Origin of the sequence: Pseudomonas sp. AK181 (assembly GCF_051122975.1) — a bacterium.
In the GTDB taxonomy this organism is placed as follows: domain Bacteria; phylum Pseudomonadota; class Gammaproteobacteria; order Pseudomonadales; family Pseudomonadaceae; genus Aquipseudomonas; species Aquipseudomonas lactis.
This window is the reverse complement of the sequence record NZ_CP146348.1, coordinates 6,073,099-6,093,180: the sequence shown is the minus strand read 5'-3', so window position 1 is coordinate 6,093,180 and position 20,082 is coordinate 6,073,099. Positions and strand designations below refer to the sequence as shown.

The window sequence follows — 20,082 nt, the reverse complement described above, 5'->3', positions numbered from 1 at the left end:
AGAGGGACCAATGTGGGAGCCGGGCTTGCCCGCGATAGCATCACCTCGGTGTTTCAGGAACACTGAGGTGATGCTATCGCAGGCAAGCCAGCTCCCACACAAGCCACTCTCACATCGAGTGAGGCTTACAGGATATAACGAGACAAGTCTTCGTTCTGCGCCAATTCGCCCAGGTGGCTGTTGACGTAATCAGCATCGATCTTGATCGCTTCGCCATTCTGCGCACCGGCCATGTCGCCGGCGCTGAAAGACACTTCCTCCAGCAGGCGCTCAAGCAAGGTATGCAGGCGACGGGCACCGATGTTCTCGGTCTTCTCGTTGACCTGCCAGGCGATCTCCGCCAGGCGCTTGATACCGTCTGCCTGGAATTCGATACCCAGCCCTTCGGTTTTCAACAGCTCGCGGTACTGCTCGGTGAGCGAGGCATGCGGCTCGCTGAGGATGCGCTCGAAGTCGCCCGGCGTCAGCGCCTTGAGCTCCACCCGAATCGGCAAACGGCCTTGCAGCTCGGGCACCAGGTCGCTTGGCTTGCTCAGGTGGAAGGCACCGGAGGCGATAAACAGGATGTGGTCAGTCTTGACCATGCCCAGCTTGGTGTTGACCGTGCAGCCCTCGATCAGCGGCAGCAAATCGCGCTGCACGCCTTCGCGGGACACATCCACGCCGCCGGAGTTGCCGCGCTTGGCCACTTTGTCGATCTCATCGATAAACACGATGCCATGCTGCTCGACCGCTTCCAGGGCCTTGGCCTTGAGTTCTTCCTCATTGACCAGGCGCCCGGCTTCTTCGTCGCGCACCAGCTTGAGCGCTTCTTTCACTTTGAGCTTGCGGCTTTTCTTCTTGCCCTTGCCCATGTTGGCGAACAGGTTCTGCAACTGGCTGGTCATTTCTTCCATGCCAGGCGGCGCAGAAATGTCCACGCCGGACACTTCAGCCACTTCAATCTCGATTTCCTTGTCATCCAGCTGGCCTTCGCGCAGGCGCTTGCGGAACAGCTGGCGGGTGTTGGAATCGGTCGCGGGTGCGGCGTCTTCATTGAAGCCCATGCGTGCCGGTGGCAGCAGGGCGTCGAGGATGCGCTCTTCAGCGGCGTCTTCGGCGCGGTGGCTGACTTTGGTCACTTCCTGTTCGCGCAGCATCTTCAGGGCGGCGTCAGCCAGGTCACGAATGATCGACTCGACATCACGGCCCACATAGCCGACTTCGGTGAACTTGGTCGCTTCGACCTTGATGAATGGTGCATTGGCCAGTTTGGCCAGGCGCCGGGCGATCTCGGTTTTACCCACGCCTGTAGGGCCGATCATCAGGATGTTCTTGGGCGTTACTTCAACGCGCAGTTCTTCCGGCAGTTGCATCCGGCGCCAGCGGTTACGCAGCGCAATGGCAACGGCGCGCTTGGCATCGTCCTGGCCGATGATATGGCGGTTGAGTTCATGGACGATTTCGCGGGGAGTCATGGACATAGTGTTTGGCGGCCTCAAGCCTGAATAAGCCCAGGGCTTATTCGGCGAGGTCCTGCTCCTCAATGGTCTGGTTGTGGTTGGTGAACACGCAGATATCGCCAGCGATACCCAGGGCGGTCTCGACGATTTCACGGGCCGACAGGTCGGTTTTCTTCAACAGCGCGCTGGCCGCAGCCTGGGCGTAGCCGCCGCCGGAACCCATGGCGATCAGGCCATGCTCGGGTTCAACCACGTCGCCGTTGCCGGTGATGATCAGGGAAGCGTCTTTGTTCGCAACCGCGAGCATGGCCTCCAGGCGGCTGAGGGAGCGGTCGGTGCGCCATTCTTTGGCGAGTTCCACAGCGGCACGCACCAGGTGGCCCTGGTGTTTCTCAAGCTGGCCTTCGAAACGCTCGAACAGGGTAAAGGCGTCGGCGGTTGCGCCTGCGAAGCCGGCAAGCACCTGGCCGTGGTACAGGCGTCGCACTTTCTTGGCGTTGCCTTTCATCACGGTGTTGCCCAGGGAAACCTGGCCGTCGCCGCCCATGACAACTTTGCCGTGGCGACGTACTGAAACGATGGTGGTCAAGGGGAGAGTCTCCACGCAGCGGGGCGAAAATGCCCTGATGGAAACTCATATGGGGGTGGCGAGGGGGATTTCAACCGTAGGAAGACAGGGCGGACGAGTGGTGTTTATGATCGTTCCCACGCTCCGCGTGGTAATGCCGCCTTGGGCGCTCTGCGCCTGCTCTGTGACGCAAAGCGTCAAGGGGCACGTTCCCACGCGGAGCGTGGGAACGATCAGTGGGTATGCGTCAGCGGCTCTGGCGTTGTTGTAACAACAGGTTGCTAAAACCTGCGCCGGCCAATTGCTTTTGCGCCACGGTCAGCTGTTCGCGGTTGCTGAACGGCCCCACCAACACGCGATACCAAGTTGCGTCCTTCACCGTGCCAGACTCAACCGATACCGACTGGCCCAACAGAATGATCTGTGCGCGTACACGGTCCGCATCCGCCTGTTTCGGGAACGAACCCGCTTGCAGGAAGAACTTGGTCACCGGCGCAGCCTTGGTGGCTGCCACGGGCGGTGCTGGCGGCGGCGTGATGCCGGCCAGCGCGGCCTGGGCGCGGGCGGTGTCGATTTTCGCCGCTTCCGCTGGGGTTACCGGCGTGGTCGGCACTTGTGGCGTCGGCAGGGTTTTTTCCGGCACGGCGTCAGGCGGCACGATCACTTCCGATTCTGGCAGCAGCGTGTAGAAGTCGTACTTGGGCTTTACCGGTGCAGTCGGGCTCGGCGCGGTCTTGTTGGCTTCGGCGATTTTCGTGGCCTTTTGCTGCTCCTGTTTGACGCGCTTGACGTCATCGCCCTGGCCGGGCTCCAGCTTCATCAGAAACACGATAAATGCGCCGACCGTAAGGCCGATGGCCATCCACAGCCAACCCGGAATCGGTTGCTTCGCCGGGGCCTGGTAGCGGCTCGCGCCGCGCTTGGGTGCAGGTTTTTTCTTGGCGGCCAACTTACATACGCTCCAGAGTTTCCAGGCCCAAGAGTTCCAGGCCTTGCTTGAGGGTGCGTCCAGCCAAGGCGGCAAGGCGCAGGCGACTTTGTTTCTGGGCTTCGTCGTCGGCGGTCAGGATCGGGCAGTTCTCGTAGAAGCTGGAGAACAGGCCGGCCACTTCGTACAAATAGGTGCACAGGATGTGCGGCGTGCCTTTTTCGCCAACGCTGTTGAGCACTTCGCCAAATTGCGCGAGCTTGGCCGCCAGTTCCTGTTCATGGGCGGCGTCCAGCACGATCTGGCCTTCGACTTCGCTGAAGTCCTTGCCCAGTTTGCGGAATACCCCGGCCACGCGGGTGTAGGCGTACAGCAGGTACGGCGCGGTATTGCCTTCGAAGTTGAGCATCAGGTCGAAGTTGAAGCTGTAGTCGCTGGTGCGGTGCTTGGACAGGTCGGCGTATTTCACCGCGCCAATGCCCACCACGCGGGCGATGTTGCGCAGGTCGGCCTCGGCCAGTTCTGGGTTCTTTTCCTTCACCAGGTTGTAGGCACGTTCCTGGGCTTCGGTCAGCAGGTCGATCAGCTTCACGGTGCCGCCGTCACGGGTCTTGAACGGGCGGCCATCGGCGCCGTTCATGGTGCCAAAGCCCATGTGCTCCATGTGCATCGGGTGGGTGACGAAACCGGCGCGACGCGCTACTTCGAACACCTGCTGGAAGTGCAGGGCCTGGCGCTGGTCGACGAAGTACAGCGCACGGTCAGCCTTGAGCACGCCACTGCGGTAGCGCACGGCGGCAAGGTCAGTGGTGGCGTAGAGGTAGCCGCCATCGGCCTTGACGATGATCACCGGCAGCGGCTCGCCGTCGGCGGTCTTGAATTCTTCGAGGAACACGCACTGGGCGCCGTTGCTCTCGACCAGCAGGCCCTTGGCCTTGAGGTCGTTGACCACGTTGATCAGGTCGTCGTTATAGGCGCTTTCGCCCATCACGTCGGCCATGGTCAGTTTCACGTTGAGCAGCTCGTAGATTTCCTGGCAGTGAGACAGGGAGATTTCACGGAAGCGGTTCCACAGCGCCAGGCACTCTTCGTCGCCGGCCTGCAGCTTGACCACCAGGCCACGGGCGCGGTCGGCGAACTCTTCAGACTCGTCGAAACGCTTTTTGGCGGCGCGGTAGAAGTTTTCCAGGTCGGCCAGCTCGTTGCTGGTGATCGGGTTTTCCTGCAGGTAGGCCATCAGCATGCCGAACTGGGTACCCCAGTCGCCCACGTGGTTCTGGCGGATCACGGTGTCGCCGAGAAATTCCAGCACCCGTGCCACGCCGTCGCCAATGATGGTGGAGCGCAAGTGGCCCACGTGCATTTCCTTGGCCAGGTTCGGCGCCGACAGGTCAATGACCACGCGCTGGCTGTCGCCGGCCTTGCGTGCACCGATGCGGGCATCGGCCAGGGCGGCATCCAGGCGTGACGCCAGGGCCTGGGTGTTCTGGAAGAAGTTGATAAAGCCTGGGCCGGCAATTTCGGCCTTGGTGACACTGGCGTCAGCCGGCAGGGCGGCGATGATTTTTTCGGCCAGGTCGCGCGGTTTCATGCCGGCAGGCTTAGACAGCATCATCGCGATGTTGCTGGCGAAGTCGCCGTGGGTCTTGTCGCGGGTGTTCTCCACCTGGATCGCCGGCGACAGGCCTTCAGGCAACACACCTTCGTTGACGAGTTGGGTGAGGGCTTGTTGGATCAGCTGGCGAATGGTGTCTTTCATGGTGTTCTCTTTCGACCGCAAGCGGCGGCGCGCGATGCGCAGGTGGAAAAACTGGGCATTATCCGTGGCGAGGGCGGGCTTGCCAACCGTTCCGGACCTGTGGAGCATTTTGTAGGAGCGAGCTTGCTCGCGAAAATCGTTAACGATAACGCGGGCTTCCTGATTTAACGCGGTGTTCTTGAGTTTTTCGCGAGCAAGCTCGCTCCTACAGTGGTGGGTGGATCAATACAAATCTACCGGGTCTACATCCAACGACCATCGCACCTGCCGGCCGCTGGGCAGTTGCTCCAGCTCAAGCATCCAGCGACTTAATAGCCGATGCAGCGGCGCGCGGGAGGTTGCCTGCAAGAGTAGCTGAGCCCGATAACGCCCGGCGCGTCGCTCCATGGGCGCTGGCACCGGGCCGAGTAATTCGATGCCACGGAGGGCCAGTTCGCCCAATAAACGCTCGGCGGCGCTGCAGGCTTCATCAAGAAAGCCTTCGGCCTGCCCGGGTTTGTGGGCTTCGGCACGCAGCAGCGCCAGGTGCGCAAAGGGCGGCAGGCCGGCGGCGCGGCGTTCGCTCAAGGCCTGTTCGGCGAAGGCAAAGTAGCCTTGTTCCGTCAGTTGAATCAGCAGCGGGTGGTCGGCCAGGTGTGTCTGGATAATCACCCGGCCTGGCTCTTCGGCCCGCCCGGCGCGCCCCGCCACCTGCACGATCAACTGCGCCATGCGTTCGCTGGCGCGAAAATCGCCGGAGAACAGCCCGCCATCGGCATCCAGGATCGACACCAGGGTCACCCGTGGGAAGTGATGCCCTTTGGCAAGCATTTGCGTGCCCACCAGGATGCAGGGCTGGCCCTTGTGGATGGTGGCGAACAGTTGGTTCATGGCGTCTTTGCGCGACGTGCTGTCGCGGTCGACCCGCAGCACCGGGTAATCCGGGAACAGAATGCCCAAGCGTTCTTCGGCGCGCTCGGTGCCGGCGCCCACGGGCCGCAGGTCCACCTTGCCGCACTGCGGGCAATGGCGCGGTACCCGTTCCACATGGCCGCAGTGATGGCAGCGCAACTCGCCGTGGCGCTGGTGCACGGTCATGCGCGCATCGCAGCGCTCGCAGCCGGACATCCAGCCGCAGTCATGGCACAGCAGCGTGGGAGCAAAGCCGCGGCGGTTGAGAAACACCAATACTTGCTGGCCGGCGGCGAGGGTCTGGCCGATCGCCTGCTGCATCGGGCCGGAAATCCCGCTGTCCAGTGGGCGGCTTTTCACGTCCAGGCGCAGGAAGCGCGGTTGTTTGGCGCCACCGGCGCGCTCGTTCAGGCGCAGCAGCCCGTAACGGCCGGTGTAGGCGTTATGCAGGCTTTCCAGGGAGGGCGTGGCCGAGCCCAGCACAATCGGGATGTCTTCCTGGCGCGCGCGCACCAGCGCCAGGTCGCGGGCGTGGTAGCGCAAACCTTCCTGCTGTTTATAGGAGCCGTCGTGCTCCTCGTCGACGATGATCAGCCCGGGGTTTTTCATCGGCGTGAACAGCGCCGAGCGCGTGCCGATAATAATGTCGGCCTCGCCGTCTCGCGCTGCCAGCCACGACTCCAGGCGTTCACGGTCATTGACCGCCGAGTGCACCAGAGCGATACGGGCATTGAAGCGTTGCTCGAAACGCGCCACGGTCTGCGGGCCCAGGTTGATCTCCGGAATCAGCACCAGTGCCTGCTTGCCGGCCTGCAGGGTCTCGCGGATCAGTTGCAAATAGACTTCGGTCTTGCCGCTGCCGGTGACGCCGGCCAACAGGAACGCGTGAAAACTGTCGAAACCGGCGCGAATCGCCTCATACGCGGCGCGTTGCTCGGGGTTCAGCGGCAACTCCGGTTGGGCCAGCCAGTGTTCGTGGCGCGGGTCCGGGGCGTGCTTGCGGATTTCTACCTGCACCAGGCCCTTGGCCAGCAGCAGGTCGAGGCTGTCTTTGCTCAGCATCAGCTTGCTTAATAGCTGATGAGCTACCCCATGGGGATGCTGCGCCAAGGTGGCCAGTGCCTCACGCTGGCGCGGGGCGCGGGCGATGCGCGGGTCGTCAAGGCGCGCGCCTGGCACCATCGACCAGAAACGCTCCTGGCGCGCTTCGGCCAGTTCGCCCTGGCGCAGCAGCACAGGCAGCGCCCAGCTCAAGGTATCGCCCAGGCTGTGTTGGTAATACTGCGCGGTCCACAGGCACAGCTTGAACAGTGCGGGCGGCAGCGGCGGCGTGGCGTCGAGCAGGGCAATTGCCGGCTTGAGCTTTTCGGCAGGCACTTCGCTGTGGTCGGCGACTTCCACCAGAATACCGATCATTTCCCGGCGCCCGAATGGCACGCGCACACGCATGCCCGGTTGCAACTGCGCACGCGACACGCCGGGCGGGGCCCGGTAATCGAACAGGCGGCGCAGGGGCGAGGGCAGGGCTAGGCGCAAAATGGCGTCGGGCACGCGAGGAGTCTCATCTATATAGGCAAGCGGTGGCGCAGGGGCGCGAGCCTAGCAGACCGGGGGTGTCACGTCTCCAGTACTGGAACCGGATGTTGTGGGAGCTGGCTTGCCCCAATCGCCTACCGTAGGAGCGAGCTTGCTCGCGAAAAACGTCAACGATAACGTGTGCTTCCTGAATCAACGCGGCGCCTGTGAGTTTTTCGCGAGCAAGCTCGCTCCTACAAAAAGCCCTTGACTGACTGGCATTGGGGCAAGCCTGGCTCCCACATTGATGGCGGTGTGTCAGGAATATCTGATGAAAGGAAGTTCTCGGCCAGTACCGCCGCTTGCGCGATTAAAAAGGTCTGGTAGAATCCGCGGCCTAATTACGTGCGGTATTCGACAATAGTGTCGAGTGGCGGCACGCTAGCCTGAGGAAGTGCCATGAAAGCCGATATCCATCCAGCGTACGAAACCATCGTAGTTACCTGCAGCTGCGGCAACAAGTTCGAAACTCGTTCGAACCTGTGCAAGCCACTGGGTACTGACGTATGCAACGAGTGCCACCCGTTCTACACCGGTAAGCAGAAAACTCTGGACACCGGCGGCCGCGTACAGCGCTTCGCAGATCGCTTTGGTGCTTTCGGCAAGAAGCCTGCTACTCCAGCAGAGTAAGGTTCAAGAGCCTTATGGGCTTTTACCCGCTGTTGAAAAAGGCGTCCCTTGTGGGCGCCTTTTTTGTGCCTGGGATTTGGCTGGCGACCGCTCAGGCCCAAGTATTCTGCCCCGCCCCGGTGGCCATCGCCCGGGTCGAGGTGCAGCGTGTGGTGGATGGCGACACGGTGCGGCTCAAGGATGGTCGCAGCGTACGCATGATCGGCCTCAACGCGCCGGAAACCGGCAAGAAGGGCCGCCCTGACGAGCCATTCGCCGTCGCCGCACGCCAGCGCCTGCAGGCGCTGGTCAAGGCCAGTGATGGGCGCGTCGGCCTGGTGCCGGGGCGCGAAGGCAAAGACCATTATGGGCGCACCCTGGCTCACCTCTACGGCGCCAATGGCGAGAATCTGGAGGCGCAACTGCTGGCCGAGGGCCTGGGGTACCAAGTGGGCGTGGCGCCGAATGTGGACCTGGTTGCCTGCCAGCAGGCCGCCGAAAACAGCGCCCGCCAGGCACGGCTCGGCCTGTGGCGCCAATCGCCGGTGCAAAGCGTGGCCAATCTCAAGCGCTCCGGGTTTGCCCTGGTGGCTGGTCGGGTCAGCAAGATCGAGCGCAATCGCGGCGGAATCTGGATTGAACTGCAGGGTTCACTGGTATTACGCATTGCGCCCGAGCTGATCAGCCAATTCGATACGGCCACGCTCAATGGTCTGCAAGGCCGTACCCTGGAGGCGCGTGGCTGGGTGCAGGATCGTTCCCGCCGTGGCGGCCTGAAAAAAGGCCAAGCACGCTGGCTATTGCCAATAACCGACCCCGGCATGTTGAAATCGACGCTTTGAATAAAAAATTGTAGACATTTTTTATTTCGATTGTGAACAGTTGAGCCCTTGTATCCCGTGGCTCTTGGCCAAAAGTCGTAGCCCAGGGCCCTTGACACCTGTGACTGCCCAGTCTTGTAGGGACTTTACGACACGCGTATCCTCGGCGGTCCGTCGACCAACAGTAAAAGCGGAATGCCGATATGTCTGATTTGAAAACTGCCGCTCTCGAATACCATGCCAATCCTCGTCCAGGAAAGTTGAGTGTAGAGCTCACCAAAGCCACTGCCACTGCCCGCGACCTGTCGCTGGCTTACAGCCCTGGTGTTGCCGAACCCGTACGTGAAATCGCCCGTGACCCCGAGCTGGCGTACAAGTACACCGGCAAAGGCAACCTGGTTGCAGTGATTTCCGATGGCACCGCGATTCTGGGCCTGGGTAACCTCGGCCCATTGGCTTCCAAGCCAGTCATGGAAGGTAAGGGCGTGCTGTTCAAGCGCTTTGCCGGCATCGACGTGTTCGACATCGAAGTCGACTCCGAAAGCCCGCAGGCGTTCATCGACACCGTCAAGCGCATTTCCATCACATTCGGTGGCATCAACCTGGAAGACATCAAGGCACCTGAGTGCTTCGAGATCGAAAAGGCTCTGATCGAGCAGTGCGACATTCCGGTATTCCACGATGACCAGCACGGCACCGCGATCGTTACCGCAGCCGGCATGATCAACGCCCTGGAAATCGCTGGCAAAACCCTGGGCGAGGCGAAAATCGTCTGCCTGGGCGCCGGTGCCGCAGCCATTTCCTGCATGAAGCTGATCATCAGCATGGGCGCCAAGCTGGAAAACATCTACATGGTCGACAGCAAGGGCGTGATCCAGTCCGAGCGTACCGACCTGAACCAGTACAAGGCGATGTTCGCCCACCCGTCCTCCAAGCGCACCCTGGCTGACGCCCTCGACGGTGCCGACGTGTTCGTTGGCCTGTCCGGCCCGAACCTGCTGAGCGCTGAAGGCCTCAAATCCATGGCGCCGAACCCTATCGTGTTCGCCTGCTCCAACCCGGATCCGGAAATCGCTCCTGAGCTGGCCCACGCCACTCGCAGCGACGTGATCATGGCCACCGGCCGTTCGGACTACCCGAACCAGGTCAACAACGTATTGGGCTTCCCGTTCATCTTCCGTGGTGCCCTGGACGTTCGCGCCAAGCGCATCAACGAAGAAATGAAAGTGGCCGCTGCCAACGCCCTGCGTGAACTGGCCAAGCTGCCGGTACCTCAGGACGTGTGCGACGCCTACGGTGGCGCCAAGCTGGAATTCGGCCGTGAGTACATCATTCCAAAGCCAATGGACAAGCGCCTGATCACCCTGATCTCCGATGCCGTGGCCAAGGCCGCTATCGAGACCGGTGTGGCCACCCTGCCGTATCCGAAGAACTACCCGCTGCAAAGCGTGGATGATGTGTTCAACGGCTAAGCTGTTGTAGCGCACCCACAAAAAAGCCCCGGCTCGAATGAGTCGGGGCTTTTTTGTGGCTGATCGTTCCCACGCTCTGCGTGGGAATGCCGCCCTGGACGCTCCGCGTCTGCGTTTAAGGTCGTGACGCAGAGCGTCACAAGATGCATTCCCACGCGGAGCGTGGGAACGATCAAACCCGTTAGAACAGGTCGATCGGTGCGCCTTCATCCGCTGGCAGCGGGCTGCCCGGCACTGCGCCATTACCCAGTTCGTTGACCGACGGCGGCGTGTCTTCGCTCTTGAACAGCTCGAAGTACGCATTTGGCGTGCTCGGCGAAGCTGCGCGGCCACTGATGGGGTCGATGCGCAGGCTAAGGATGCCTTCCGGTTCCGGCTGGGTGTGCAGCGGCTTGTCCTTGAGCGCTGCGCCCATGTAGCTCATCCAGATCGGTAGGGCGACGGTGCCGCCGAATTCGCGGCGGCCCAGGCTTTCCGGCTGGTCATAGCCGGTCCACACGGTGGTCACGTAGTCGCCGTTGTAGCCGGAGAACCAGGCGTCCTTGGATTCGTTGGTGGTACCGGTCTTGCCGGCGATATCCGCACGGCCCAGGGCCAGTGCACGGCGGCCGGTACCCTTCTTGATCACGTCTTGCAGGATGCTGTTGAGGATATAGGTGGTACGGCCATCCACGATGCGCTCGGCAACCGCTGGCGCTTGCGGTTCAGCGGGTGCGTCGGCGTTCGTGGCCGCTGGCGTGCCTGGCGTCGGCTCGATGGTGATACCGCCGTTGCTCGGTGCTGCGAGCCCGTCGGTGGCGGCCACGCCATTGACCACGTCGCCGGGTACCCGTGGCGGGTTGGCAGTGAACAGGGTGTCGCCATTGCGGCTTTCGATCTTGTCGATCAGGTACGGCGCGATCTTGTAGCCGCCGTTGGCAAAGGTGCTCCAGCCGGTGGCGATTTCCATCGGCGTGAGGGTCGCGGTACCCAGGGCCAGGGACAGGTTCGGCGGCAGGTCCGACTTGGCAAAGCCAAAGCGCGTCATGTAGTCGATGGTCTTGCCTACGCCCATCGCCTGCAACAGGCGAATCGATACCAGGTTGCGCGACTTGTACAGCGCCTCGCGGATACGGATCGGGCCAAGGAAAGTGTTGGTGTCGTTCTTCGGGCGCCACACCTTGTCCAGGTATTCATCGACAAACACGATTGGCGCGTCGTTGACCAGGCTGGCGGCGGTGTAGCCGTTGTCCAGCGCGGCACTGTAGACGAACGGCTTGAAGCTGGAGCCCGGCTGGCGCTTGGCCTGGGTAGCGCGGTTGTAGTTGCTCTGCTCGAAGGCAAAACCGCCGACCAGCGCGCGGATCGCACCGTTCTGCGGGTCCAGGGACACCAGCGCGCCCTGGGCGAGCGGCACCTGGCTGAATTTGAGGCTGTCATCCTTCTGGCGTTGCACGCGGATCAAATCGCCCACCTGGGCCACGTCGGAAGGCTGCTTGGGCATCGGGCCCATGCTGTTGGTGTTCAGGAACGGACGCGCCCACTTCATGCTGTCCCAGGCTACATGGGCTTCGCCCGAGCGGGTCAGCACTTGGATGCCGTCTTTCGATACCTGGGTAACGATGGCCGGGTCCAGGCCGCTGATCGAACGCTGTTTGCCCAATTCGGTGGTCCAGGCACTCAGGGTCTTGCCCGGCAGGCGCGACTCGGGGCCGCGGTAGCCGTGACGCTGGTCGTAAGTGATCAGGCCTTCATGTACCGAATGGTTGGCGATTTCCTGCAAGTTGCTCGGCACCGTCGTGGTGACGCGGAAACCCTCGGTGTAGGCCTCGCTGCCATAACGGCCCACCATCTCGGCGCGGGCCATTTCGGCGATATAGGGTGCATTCACTTCCGGTGTTGGCACGTGATAGCTGGCGTTCAATGGCTCGGCCACCGCGCTTTCATAAGCGGCCTGGTCGATCTTGCCCAGCTTGTACATGCGCCCCAGGATCCAGTCGCGGCGTTCTTTACTGCGCGCCGGGTTGGCCAGCGGGTTGAAGCGCGACGGCGCCTTGGGCAGGCCAGCAATCATTGCCATTTGCGCCAGGCTGGCGTCACGAATTGACTTGCCGTAGTAGACCTGGGACGCGGCCTCGATGCCGTAAGCGCGGTTGCCCAGGTAGATCTTGTTGACGTACAGCTCGAGGATTTCATCCTTGGTCAGCTGGCGTTCGATCTGCAGCGCCAGGAGGATTTCAGTGGCCTTGCGGGAAAAGCTGCGCTCGCTGGTAAGGAAGAAGTTCTTCGCCACCTGCATGGTGATGGTGCTGCCGCCCGATTGAATGTGTCCGCTTTTTACCAACTGCGTGGCTGCACGCACCAGGCTGCTGGGGTCTACGCCGTAGTGGTTGGCGAAATTATCGTCTTCGGCGGACAGCAACGCGCTGATGAAATTGGGGGGAATGTCGGCAAAACGGATCGGTGTGCGGCGCATTTCGCCGAACTCCGCGATCAACTTGTCATCGCTGCTGTAGACCCGCAAAGGAATCTGCAACTGGATACTTCTGAGGGCCTCTACGGAGGGCAAACCCGGACTAAGGTAGAGGTAGGCCCCGCTGAACACGAGCAGCAGCCCGCAGACGATGGCGACAATGGAGTACCCGAAAAACTTCAGCAGACGAATCAAGGCTTTTGGATTTCCAGAGAAAAGAAAGAGTTACGCGTCGGGGCATGCATGGCAAACGATGGATCGACCCGGGCAGCAGATAAAAAGCGGGAAAAAACGCTGGGCATTAAAGCATTTTTCGGCTTGGGGCGTCATTCGCGAGCCTTGAACAAGCCGACCGAATGCAAGGTGCCTGGCAGCAATCAGGTGAGATGACAGCCGGTATGACAGGGAAAGTTTTGGGGAGTTTTATGGGAAAGGGATTTTTCAGGCGAAAAGTCGACCCGGTGTTGGGGGTCGATATCAATGACAGCGGTATCAAGCTGATCGAACTGGGCCGTTCATCCGGCGGTTTCAGCGTCCAGGGCTACGTCACGCAAGTGCTGCCACCCCACGCGGTGGTCGATGGCACCCTGCTGGACCTTGAAACCGTGGTGCGGGTGCTGCAACAGGCGCTGTCGATCTTGGGGACCTCGGCCCGATACGCCGCCGTGGCGGTTGCAGGCCCGTCGGTAATTACCCGGCTGATCGAGATGGACGCCGGCCTCAGTGATGAGGAAATGGCCTGGAAGATCCAGATGGAAGCCGACCAGTTCATCCCTTATCCACTGGATGAAGTGGCCATCGACTTTCAGGTTCAAGGGCCATCGGCTCAAGGCCCGCAATGGGTAGAGGTGATGCTGGCGGCGTGCCTGCGCGAGCAGGTCGAAGCGCGCGAGGCGGTTTTGGCCATGGCGGGGCTGGTGCCGCGAGTGGTCGATGTAGAAGGGTTTGCATTGCAGCGCGCTTGCCTTCAGGATTTTGCCAGCTTCACGCCGGGTCATAGAGTCGATGGTGCACAATGGGCCTTGGATGCCCAAGGGATGGGAGTAGCTTGCGGGCTGGCCCTGAGGAGTTTCGCTGGATGACACGAATCAATCTTTTGCCTTGGCGCCAGGCGCTGGCGGAGCGAAGGCGCAAATACCTGTTGGTGCTATTGCTGGCGTTTGCCTGCGTGGCGCTCGCGGCATTGTGGTTGGCTGATCAAGTGATCGACCAGGCGATAGACCGGCAGGTCAGCCGCAACAGCCGCCTGGAGGAGCACATCGCCACCCAGGACTCGCGCATCAAGACTATCGACGATCTTCAGGAGCGAAGCCAGCAACTGGCTGAACGCATGAAGGTGGTCCAGGACCTGCACGATGCCCGCTCTTCCGGGGCACGATTGTTTGAGCAATTGGCTCGTGCGGTGCCCGAAGGTGTCCATTTGCATGAGGTGGTTGCAAACGGCGACACCATCAGCATTCGCGGCACAGCTGAAAGCAACCAGGATATCGCCCGTTTGATGCAGCAGCTCAAGCCAGCCCAGGGCTCCAGTTCGACCCGTCTGCAGCGCGTGCAGGCCGAAGGTGCGCGCGGTGAAAGTGAATTCCAGCTGATGGTGCGCCAGGGGGAATCCAGCGAGGCGCAACCATGAGCCTGCCCAGGCTCGATTTTTCCACGCTCTCTGACAACGCTGCTAAATGGTCCCTGCCGGGCAAGGTGCTGCTTGGCTGTGCGCTGGCCGGCCTGGTGCTGGCGATAGGTGAAGTTTCGCATGGGGGGCCGCAGCGGGAGCGATTGCACGGGCTTGAGGCGCGGGAGCAGACGCTGCAGCAGCAACTCACAGAGAAGACCGGGTTGGCCGCCAGCCTTGAGCTGCGCAGCCAGCAGGTGCGGAGCATGGAAGAGCAGGTGGCCAGTCTCCTCGGGCAATTGCCCGGCGAGTCCGAGGTGCCTGCCGTGCTGGAAGACCTCGCCCGGCTGGCGGCTGCCCATGGGGTGTGGGTTGAAGGCATCAGTGTGCTGGATGAAATACCTCGGCAGCTTTATATCGAACAACCCATGCAGATAAGCGCCTCCGGGGCTTACCACGATCTGGCGACGTTTGTCAGTGCCTTGGGTGGGTTGCCTCGGGTAGTCACCGTGCAAGACGTTGCGCTTGGGCATCAGGGCGCGTTGCTGCGTCTGAACATGCTCGCCAAGACCTATCGCGGCACCCTGCAAAACGGCAACGCCCGTCAGGTACTCGACCCAGGGCCGTTATTTGTCTACGAGCCGTCGTCCTTGCGCGACCCGTTCAAGCCGCCTGCCTTGCAGGCAGCCCACCTGCCGGGCCGCCCGGCCCTAGCACCGGATTTCACTCGGCCACGGGGGCTGTTGGAGGGTATGCGCCTGGAACAGTTCGAAATGGTCGGCACGCTGTCCAGGGGTATGCAGGCTTTCGCCTTGCTGCGCGCTGGAGCCAGGGTGTATCGACTGGCGGTGGGTGATTACCTGGGGCCGGATCATGGCCAGGTCACGGCCATCCAAGATGCGGCTGTCGAGCTGGTCGAGCTGTTTCCCGATGGACAGGGCGCTTGGTTGCAACGCCCGCGAACCCTTGTGCTGAACGTCAACTCATAACGGAATCAAACAATGAAAAGGACCTTCTCGTCCTTCGGTGTGGCGCTATGGATAGCGTTCACGGCACCGATGGCTGCTGCTGTGCCCAATCGCCTGGAGCTGATCCAACTTCCGCCGCCCGACAGTGCCTCGTCGGTCAGCTATACAGGCGCCAAACTGACTCTGAACTTCCAGGACATCGACCTGCGCGCGGTATTGCAGCAAATCGCCGATGTTGCCGGGCTCAACCTGGTGACCAGCGATGAGGTACAGGGCTCGATCACTCTGCGGCTCAAGGATGTACCCTGGGACCAGGCGCTGGACCTGGTGCTGCAAACCAAGGGCTTGGACAAGCGAGTCATGGCAGGCGTGTTGCTGGTGGCGCCCGCCGATGAGTTGGCTGCTCGGGAGCTGTTGATGCTGGAGTCGCGCAAGCAAATGGCTGAGCTCGCGCCCTTGCGGCGGGAGCTGCTGCAGGTCAATTACGCCAAGGCCGCCGACCTGGCCAAGTTGTTTCAGTCGGTGACCGGCTTTGAGGGCGCCACCGATGAGCGCGGTTCGGTGGCGGTGGATGATCGCACCAACAACATCATCGCCTACCAGACCGGCGAACGGCTCGAAGAGCTGCGGCGCATCGTGGCGCAACTGGATATCCCGGTACGCCAGGTCATGATCGAGGCGCGGATTGTGGAGGCCAATGTCGACTACGATAAAAGCCTGGGTGTGCGCTGGGGTGGGCGGCTCACCCGTGGCGGCGGCGGTGTTGGCGGTATTGCCAAGCCGCAGGCAGACGGCGCCGAGCCGCCGCAAAACCCGCCCAGTTCACCCTTTGTCGACTTGGGGTCGCTGGCCGGAACCTCCGGCCTGGGGATCGCCTACATCACCGACAACCTGTTGCTTGACCTTGAACTGACCGCCATGGAAAAAACCGGCAACGGTGAAATCGTCTCGCAACCCAAGGTCGTCACCTCCGACAAAGAGACCGCACGCATCCTCAAGGGCACCGAGATTCCTTACCAGGAATCCACCTCCCAGGGCGCCACCTCGGTGTCGTTCAAAGAGGCTTCGCTGTCGCTGGAGGTCACGCCGCAAATCACCCCCGACGACCATGTGATCATGGCGGTCAAGGTCACCAAGGATGAGCCCGATTACCTGAACCGCCTCAATGATGTGCCGCCGATCAAGAAAAACGAGGTCAACGCCAAGGTTCTGGTCAGGGATGGCGAGACCATCGTCATTGGCGGGGTTTTCTCCAACACCCAAAGCAAAGTGGTAGATAAAGTGCCATTTTTGGGCGATGTGCCGTATCTTGGCCGCCTTTTCCGGCGCGATGTGCTGGCGGAGAAAAAATCCGAGCTGCTGGTATTCCTGACTCCGCGTATCATGAATAACCAGGCGATTGCTGTGAGTCGTTGATTCTGTGCGAAATTTGATTCTTGTAGGGCCGATGGGGGCTGGAAAAAGCACCATCGGCCGTTTGCTGGCCAAAGAGCTGCGCCTGCCGTTCAAAGATTCCGACAAGGAAATTGAATTGCGCACGGGTGCCAATATCCCATGGATCTTCGATAAAGAAGGCGAGCTGGGCTTTCGTGACCGCGAGCAGGCGATGATTGCCGAGCTGTGCGGCTGCGATGGCGTGGTATTGGCAACCGGCGGTGGCGCCGTCATGCGCGATGAAAACCGTCGGGCGCTGCATGCGGGTGGTCGCGTGGTGTATTTGCACGCATCGGTCGAACAGCAGGTGGGCCGTACCGCCCGTGATCGCAATCGCCCGTTGCTACGCACTGCCGACCCGGCCAAAACTCTTCGGGACCTGCTGGCGCTGCGCGATCCGCTATATCGGGAAATCGCCGATCTGGTGGTAGAAACCGATGAGCGGCCACCTCGAATGGTCGTACTCGACATCCTTGAGCGCCTGCAACGGTTGCCACCCCGTTAAAGCCTGGCCCGAAATGCGCTATTCTCGGCGGCGCGCCATCACCTTGTAAGGTATGGCGTAGAGCCACCAGGCGGTGTCGAGATATCGACAGTGCCGGTCGTCACTCCATCTTCAACGCGGGGACACATGCAGACACTTAAGGTCGATCTAGGCGAGCGCAGCTACCCGATCCACATTGGCGCAGGTCTGTTGGACCAGCCCGAACTGCTTGCGCCGCATATTGCCGGCCGGCAGGTGGCGATCATCTCCAACGAAACGGTCGCGCCGCTGTATCTTGAGCGTTTGAGCCGCAGCCTGGCGGCGTACTCGGTGATCTCCGTGGTGTTGCCTGACGGCGAAGCCCACAAAAACTGGGAAACCCTGCAACTGATCTTTGATGGCCTGCTGACCGCGCGCCATGACCGTCGAACCACCGTGGTCGCCCTGGGCGGCGGTGTGATTGGCGATATGGCCGGTTTTGCTGCGGCCTGCTACCAGCGCGGCGTGGATTTTATCCAGGTGCCGACCACCTTGCTGTCCCAGGTCGACTCGTCGGTGGGCGGCAAGACCGGTATCAACCACCCGCTGGGCAAGAACATGGTCGGCGCGTTCTACCAGCCTCAGGCTGTGCTGATCGACACCGCTACCCTCAACACCCTGCCACCGCGCGAGCTGTCGGCGGGCCTGGCGGAAGTCATCAAGTACGGGCTGATCTGCGATGAGCCGTTCCTGACCTGGCTGGAAGAGCACATGGACGCCTTGCGCGGCCTCGACCAGGTGGCGCTCACCGAAGCGATTTCCCGCTCTTGCGCGGCCAAGGCGCTGGTGGTCAACGCCGACGAGCGTGAGTCCGGCGTGCGGGCCACGCTGAACCTGGGCCACACCTTCGGCCATGCGATCGAAACGCACATGGGCTATGGTGTGTGGTTGCATGGGGAAGCCGTAGCGGCTGGCACCGTGATGGCATTGGAGATGTCGCAGCGCCTGGGCTGGATCAGCGCCCAAGAGCGTGATCGCGGTATCCGCCTGTTCCAACGTGCCGGTTTGCCGGTTGTTCCGCCTGAAGAGATGACCGAGGCGGATTTCCTTGAACATATGGCGATAGACAAGAAAGTGATCGACGGTCGACTTCGACTGGTACTGCTGCGCCACATGGGCGAAGCCGTGGTGACCGACGATTATCCAAAAGAGATTCTACAGGCCACGCTGGGAGCGGATTACCGCGCCCTGGCCCAGCTCAAAGGTTAATAAGACCCGATGACTAGTTTGCATGCCGACGAGGCGTTCCTCGGCCATTACCACTTGAGCCACGACCCCTTTGCTCCACGGGTGCCGGGTTTCAAATTCTTCCCCGCCCAGCGCAAGCCGGTGCTTGGGCAGTTGCATCACCTCGCGCGCTACAGCCAGTTGCTGCTGGTGGTCACCGGCCCTCTGGGCAGCGGCAAGACCTTGCTGCGCCAGGCGCTGGTGGCCAGCACCAACAAACAGTCGGTGCAGAGCGTGGTGGTATCGGCCCGCGGTGCCGGTGATGCGGCCGGCGTACTGCGCCAGGTAGCGCAAGCGTTGGACGTCTCCAACGCCGAGCCGAACGCGATTCTCAAGCAAGTGGTGCAGTTGGGCCTGACCGGCCAGGAAGTCTACCTGCTGGTAGACGACGCCGAGCAGCTCGACGAGTCCGCCCTGGAAGCCCTGCTGGCGCTGGCGGCGGGTACCCCGGAAGGTCGCCCGCATGTGTTCCTGTTCGGTGAGTCGTCGCTGATCGCCGATCTGGAGCAGATCAGTGGTGAACAGGAGCTGTTCCACGTCATCGAGTTGCAGCCGTACGAAGAGGAAGAAACCCGCGAATACCTGGCACAACGCCTTGAAGGCGCCGGGGCAGGTATCGAACTTTTCACCGCTGCGCAGATCTCTGATATTCACGAAAGCTCCGATGGCTGGCCTGGAAACATCAACCAGGTTGCCCGCGATGCCATGATCGAAGCCATGATTGCCAGCCGCTCTGCGGTCAAGCGTCCAAAGATGGGGTTCACTATGCCTAAGAAGCACGTATTGGCTATTTCCGCCGTTGTCGTGGTCGCTGTTGCCGCCGCCTGGTTGATCCCGGGCCGCAACAAAGCACCGACAACCACCGGCGCGCCAACCGAACAGGCGCAGTTGCCACTGGGCAAGCCCACGCCAAACGTCGAATTTGCCAACTCCGGCCAACCGACCAACCTGCCGATGGTCGGCCAACCTGTGATGCGCGGCCCTCTGGCCGAAGAAGCCGGTGGCATCTCCGAAGGCGACGACGGTGTGCCGGTGGAAGGCTCCAGCGCTACGCCGCCGACCGTGACCACCACCGCGCCACCTGCGGGCGTACCGGCTGGTGTGCCAGCGACGCCGGTTGCTCCGGTCGCCAAGCCTGCCCCGACGCCGGCGCCGACCGTCGCCACCGCCAAGCCTGCTCCGGTGGCCAAGCCTGTCGCGCCTGCGCCGGCCGCCAAACCAGCGCCAGCCGCCAAGCCAGCGGAAAAACCAGCCGCCACCGTTGCCAAGGCCGGCGCTGCTGGCAGCAGCTGGTACAGCAGCCAGCCTACCGGCAACTTTGTGGTACAGATCCTCGGCACCAGCTCCGAAGCCAACGCCCAGGCGTTCGTCAAAGAGCAGGGCGGCCAGTACCGTTATTTCAAGAAAGTGCTCAACGGCAAGCCTCTCTACGTGATCACCTACGGCAGCTTCCCAAGCCGCGCCGCAGCCGATTCTGCCATCAAAGCCTTGCCAGCGAAGGTTCAGGCTGGTAAACCTTGGCCTCGCACTGTTGCCAGCGTTCAACAAGAACTGGCAGCAACTCGCTGAAGATCCGGCGGCCTTACCCAGGCCGCCCTCCCGGCACCTCAAAAAAATCCGCAAGTGCGTGCAGTCTCCCGAGACCGCGCGCTTTGTGGTGTCTGCGTCACAGTAGCTTTTGAGTCGTAGCGGTCAGAATTAAAAAAGTTTTGACTAGCACAGCATATCGCTTTAAACCTTTCATAAATGCGACATAGATTTGCGACATTTCGTCGCTAAATTTGTGAGCGTCTGTGTCGGTGTG

Annotated in this window: 16 protein-coding genes and 1 pseudogene; 11 read left to right on the top strand and 6 right to left on the bottom strand. The window is 61.7% G+C overall.

Translation table 11 applies throughout. From position 1 onward, the window contains the following. Nucleotides 1-125: 125 nt before the first annotated feature. From hslU to argS, 4 genes are all read right to left on the bottom strand, one after another. Nucleotides 126-1,463: an ATP-dependent protease ATPase subunit HslU gene (hslU, locus tag V8689_RS27745; RefSeq protein WP_003187898.1), complete on the bottom strand. Its 1,338-nt coding sequence runs from the start codon at nt 1,461-1,463 to the stop codon at nt 126-128. A gap of 37 nt (nt 1,464-1,500) precedes the next feature. Next, a complete protein-coding gene (gene hslV, locus V8689_RS27740) occupies nt 1,501-2,031 on the bottom strand; it encodes an ATP-dependent protease subunit HslV (RefSeq protein ID WP_003171209.1) in 531 nt (176 codons plus the stop codon). A 226-nt stretch (nt 2,032-2,257) separates the two neighbouring features. Then, the gene (locus V8689_RS27735) at nt 2,258-2,959 is read right to left on the bottom strand and encodes an SPOR domain-containing protein (RefSeq protein ID WP_003187899.1); all 702 of its coding nucleotides are present in this window, start codon (nt 2,957-2,959) and stop codon (nt 2,258-2,260) included. 1 nt (nt 2,960) lies between these two features. After that, nucleotides 2,961-4,697 carry an arginine--tRNA ligase gene (gene argS, locus V8689_RS27730; RefSeq protein ID WP_056782687.1) on the bottom strand — a complete coding sequence of 579 codons (1,737 nt, stop codon included), beginning with the start codon at nt 4,695-4,697 and terminating at the stop codon, nt 2,961-2,963. On the opposite strand from argS, the gene V8689_RS27725 reads away from it, so the two are divergent. Next, complete coding sequence (locus V8689_RS27725; RefSeq protein WP_125969396.1) at nt 4,668-4,865, top strand: hypothetical protein; 198 nt, start codon at nt 4,668-4,670, stop codon at nt 4,863-4,865. The genes argS and V8689_RS27725 overlap by 30 nt on opposite strands. A 54-nt stretch (nt 4,866-4,919) precedes the next feature. Here V8689_RS27725 and V8689_RS27720 read toward each other — a convergent pair whose 3' ends face one another. Continuing rightward, nucleotides 4,920-7,139, bottom strand: a complete 2,220-nt coding sequence (locus tag V8689_RS27720) for a primosomal protein N' (protein WP_056782688.1) — start codon at nt 7,137-7,139, stop codon at nt 4,920-4,922. Nucleotides 7,140-7,562: 423 nt separating this feature from the next. Between V8689_RS27720 and rpmE the strand changes: the two genes are divergently transcribed. The 3 genes from rpmE to V8689_RS27705 all read left to right on the top strand — a co-directional run bounded on the left by rpmE (nt 7,563) and on the right by V8689_RS27705 (nt 10,065). Further along, nucleotides 7,563-7,793 carry a 50S ribosomal protein L31 gene (gene rpmE / locus V8689_RS27715; RefSeq protein WP_003187904.1) on the top strand — a complete coding sequence of 77 codons (231 nt, stop codon included), beginning with the start codon at nt 7,563-7,565 and terminating at the stop codon, nt 7,791-7,793. A 14-nt stretch (nt 7,794-7,807) separates the two neighbouring features. After that, nucleotides 7,808-8,614, top strand: coding sequence for a thermonuclease family protein (locus V8689_RS27710; RefSeq protein WP_056782689.1), 807 nt, complete (start codon nt 7,808-7,810; stop codon nt 8,612-8,614). A 182-nt stretch (nt 8,615-8,796) separates the two neighbouring features. Further along, complete coding sequence (locus V8689_RS27705) at nt 8,797-10,065, top strand: malic enzyme-like NAD(P)-binding protein (RefSeq protein WP_003187906.1); 1,269 nt, start codon at nt 8,797-8,799, stop codon at nt 10,063-10,065. Between the two features lie 181 nt (nt 10,066-10,246). On the opposite strand, the gene V8689_RS27700 is transcribed toward V8689_RS27705, so the two are convergent. Further along, entirely contained in the window at nt 10,247-12,709 is a 2,463-nt protein-coding gene (locus V8689_RS27700; RefSeq protein WP_397388140.1) for a penicillin-binding protein 1A, read from the bottom strand. 233 nt (nt 12,710-12,942) lie between these two features. Here V8689_RS27700 and pilM point away from each other — a divergent pair, with 233 nt between their 5' ends. The 7 genes and pseudogenes from pilM to V8689_RS27665 all read left to right on the top strand — a co-directional run bounded on the left by pilM (nt 12,943) and on the right by V8689_RS27665 (nt 19,847). Continuing rightward, a complete protein-coding gene (pilM, locus tag V8689_RS27695; protein WP_056782691.1) occupies nt 12,943-13,599 on the top strand; it encodes a type IV pilus assembly protein PilM in 657 nt (218 codons plus the stop codon). Next, on the top strand, nt 13,596-14,147 hold the full coding sequence (locus V8689_RS27690) for a PilN domain-containing protein (RefSeq protein ID WP_056782692.1): 552 nt from the start codon (nt 13,596-13,598) through the stop codon (nt 14,145-14,147). The genes pilM and V8689_RS27690 overlap by 4 nt, the downstream gene beginning before the upstream one ends. Then, nucleotides 14,144-15,115, top strand: coding sequence for a pilus assembly protein PilP (locus tag V8689_RS27685; RefSeq protein ID WP_056782693.1), 972 nt, complete (start codon nt 14,144-14,146; stop codon nt 15,113-15,115). The genes V8689_RS27690 and V8689_RS27685 overlap by 4 nt, the downstream gene beginning before the upstream one ends. A gap of 138 nt (nt 15,116-15,253) precedes the next feature. Then, nucleotides 15,254-16,510 (top strand): annotated as a pseudogene (locus V8689_RS27680) (type IV pilus secretin PilQ); the annotation flags it as partial. A 4-nt stretch (nt 16,511-16,514) separates the two neighbouring features. Further along, entirely contained in the window at nt 16,515-17,033 is a 519-nt protein-coding gene (gene aroK / locus V8689_RS27675; protein WP_003187914.1) for a shikimate kinase AroK, read from the top strand. A 126-nt stretch (nt 17,034-17,159) separates the two neighbouring features. Next, nucleotides 17,160-18,260: a 3-dehydroquinate synthase gene (gene aroB / locus V8689_RS27670; RefSeq protein WP_056782695.1), complete on the top strand. Its 1,101-nt coding sequence runs from the start codon at nt 17,160-17,162 to the stop codon at nt 18,258-18,260. A gap of 9 nt (nt 18,261-18,269) precedes the next feature. Further along, nucleotides 18,270-19,847, top strand: coding sequence for an SPOR domain-containing protein (locus tag V8689_RS27665; RefSeq protein ID WP_044270731.1), 1,578 nt, complete (start codon nt 18,270-18,272; stop codon nt 19,845-19,847). Nucleotides 19,848-20,082 lie beyond the last annotated feature (235 nt).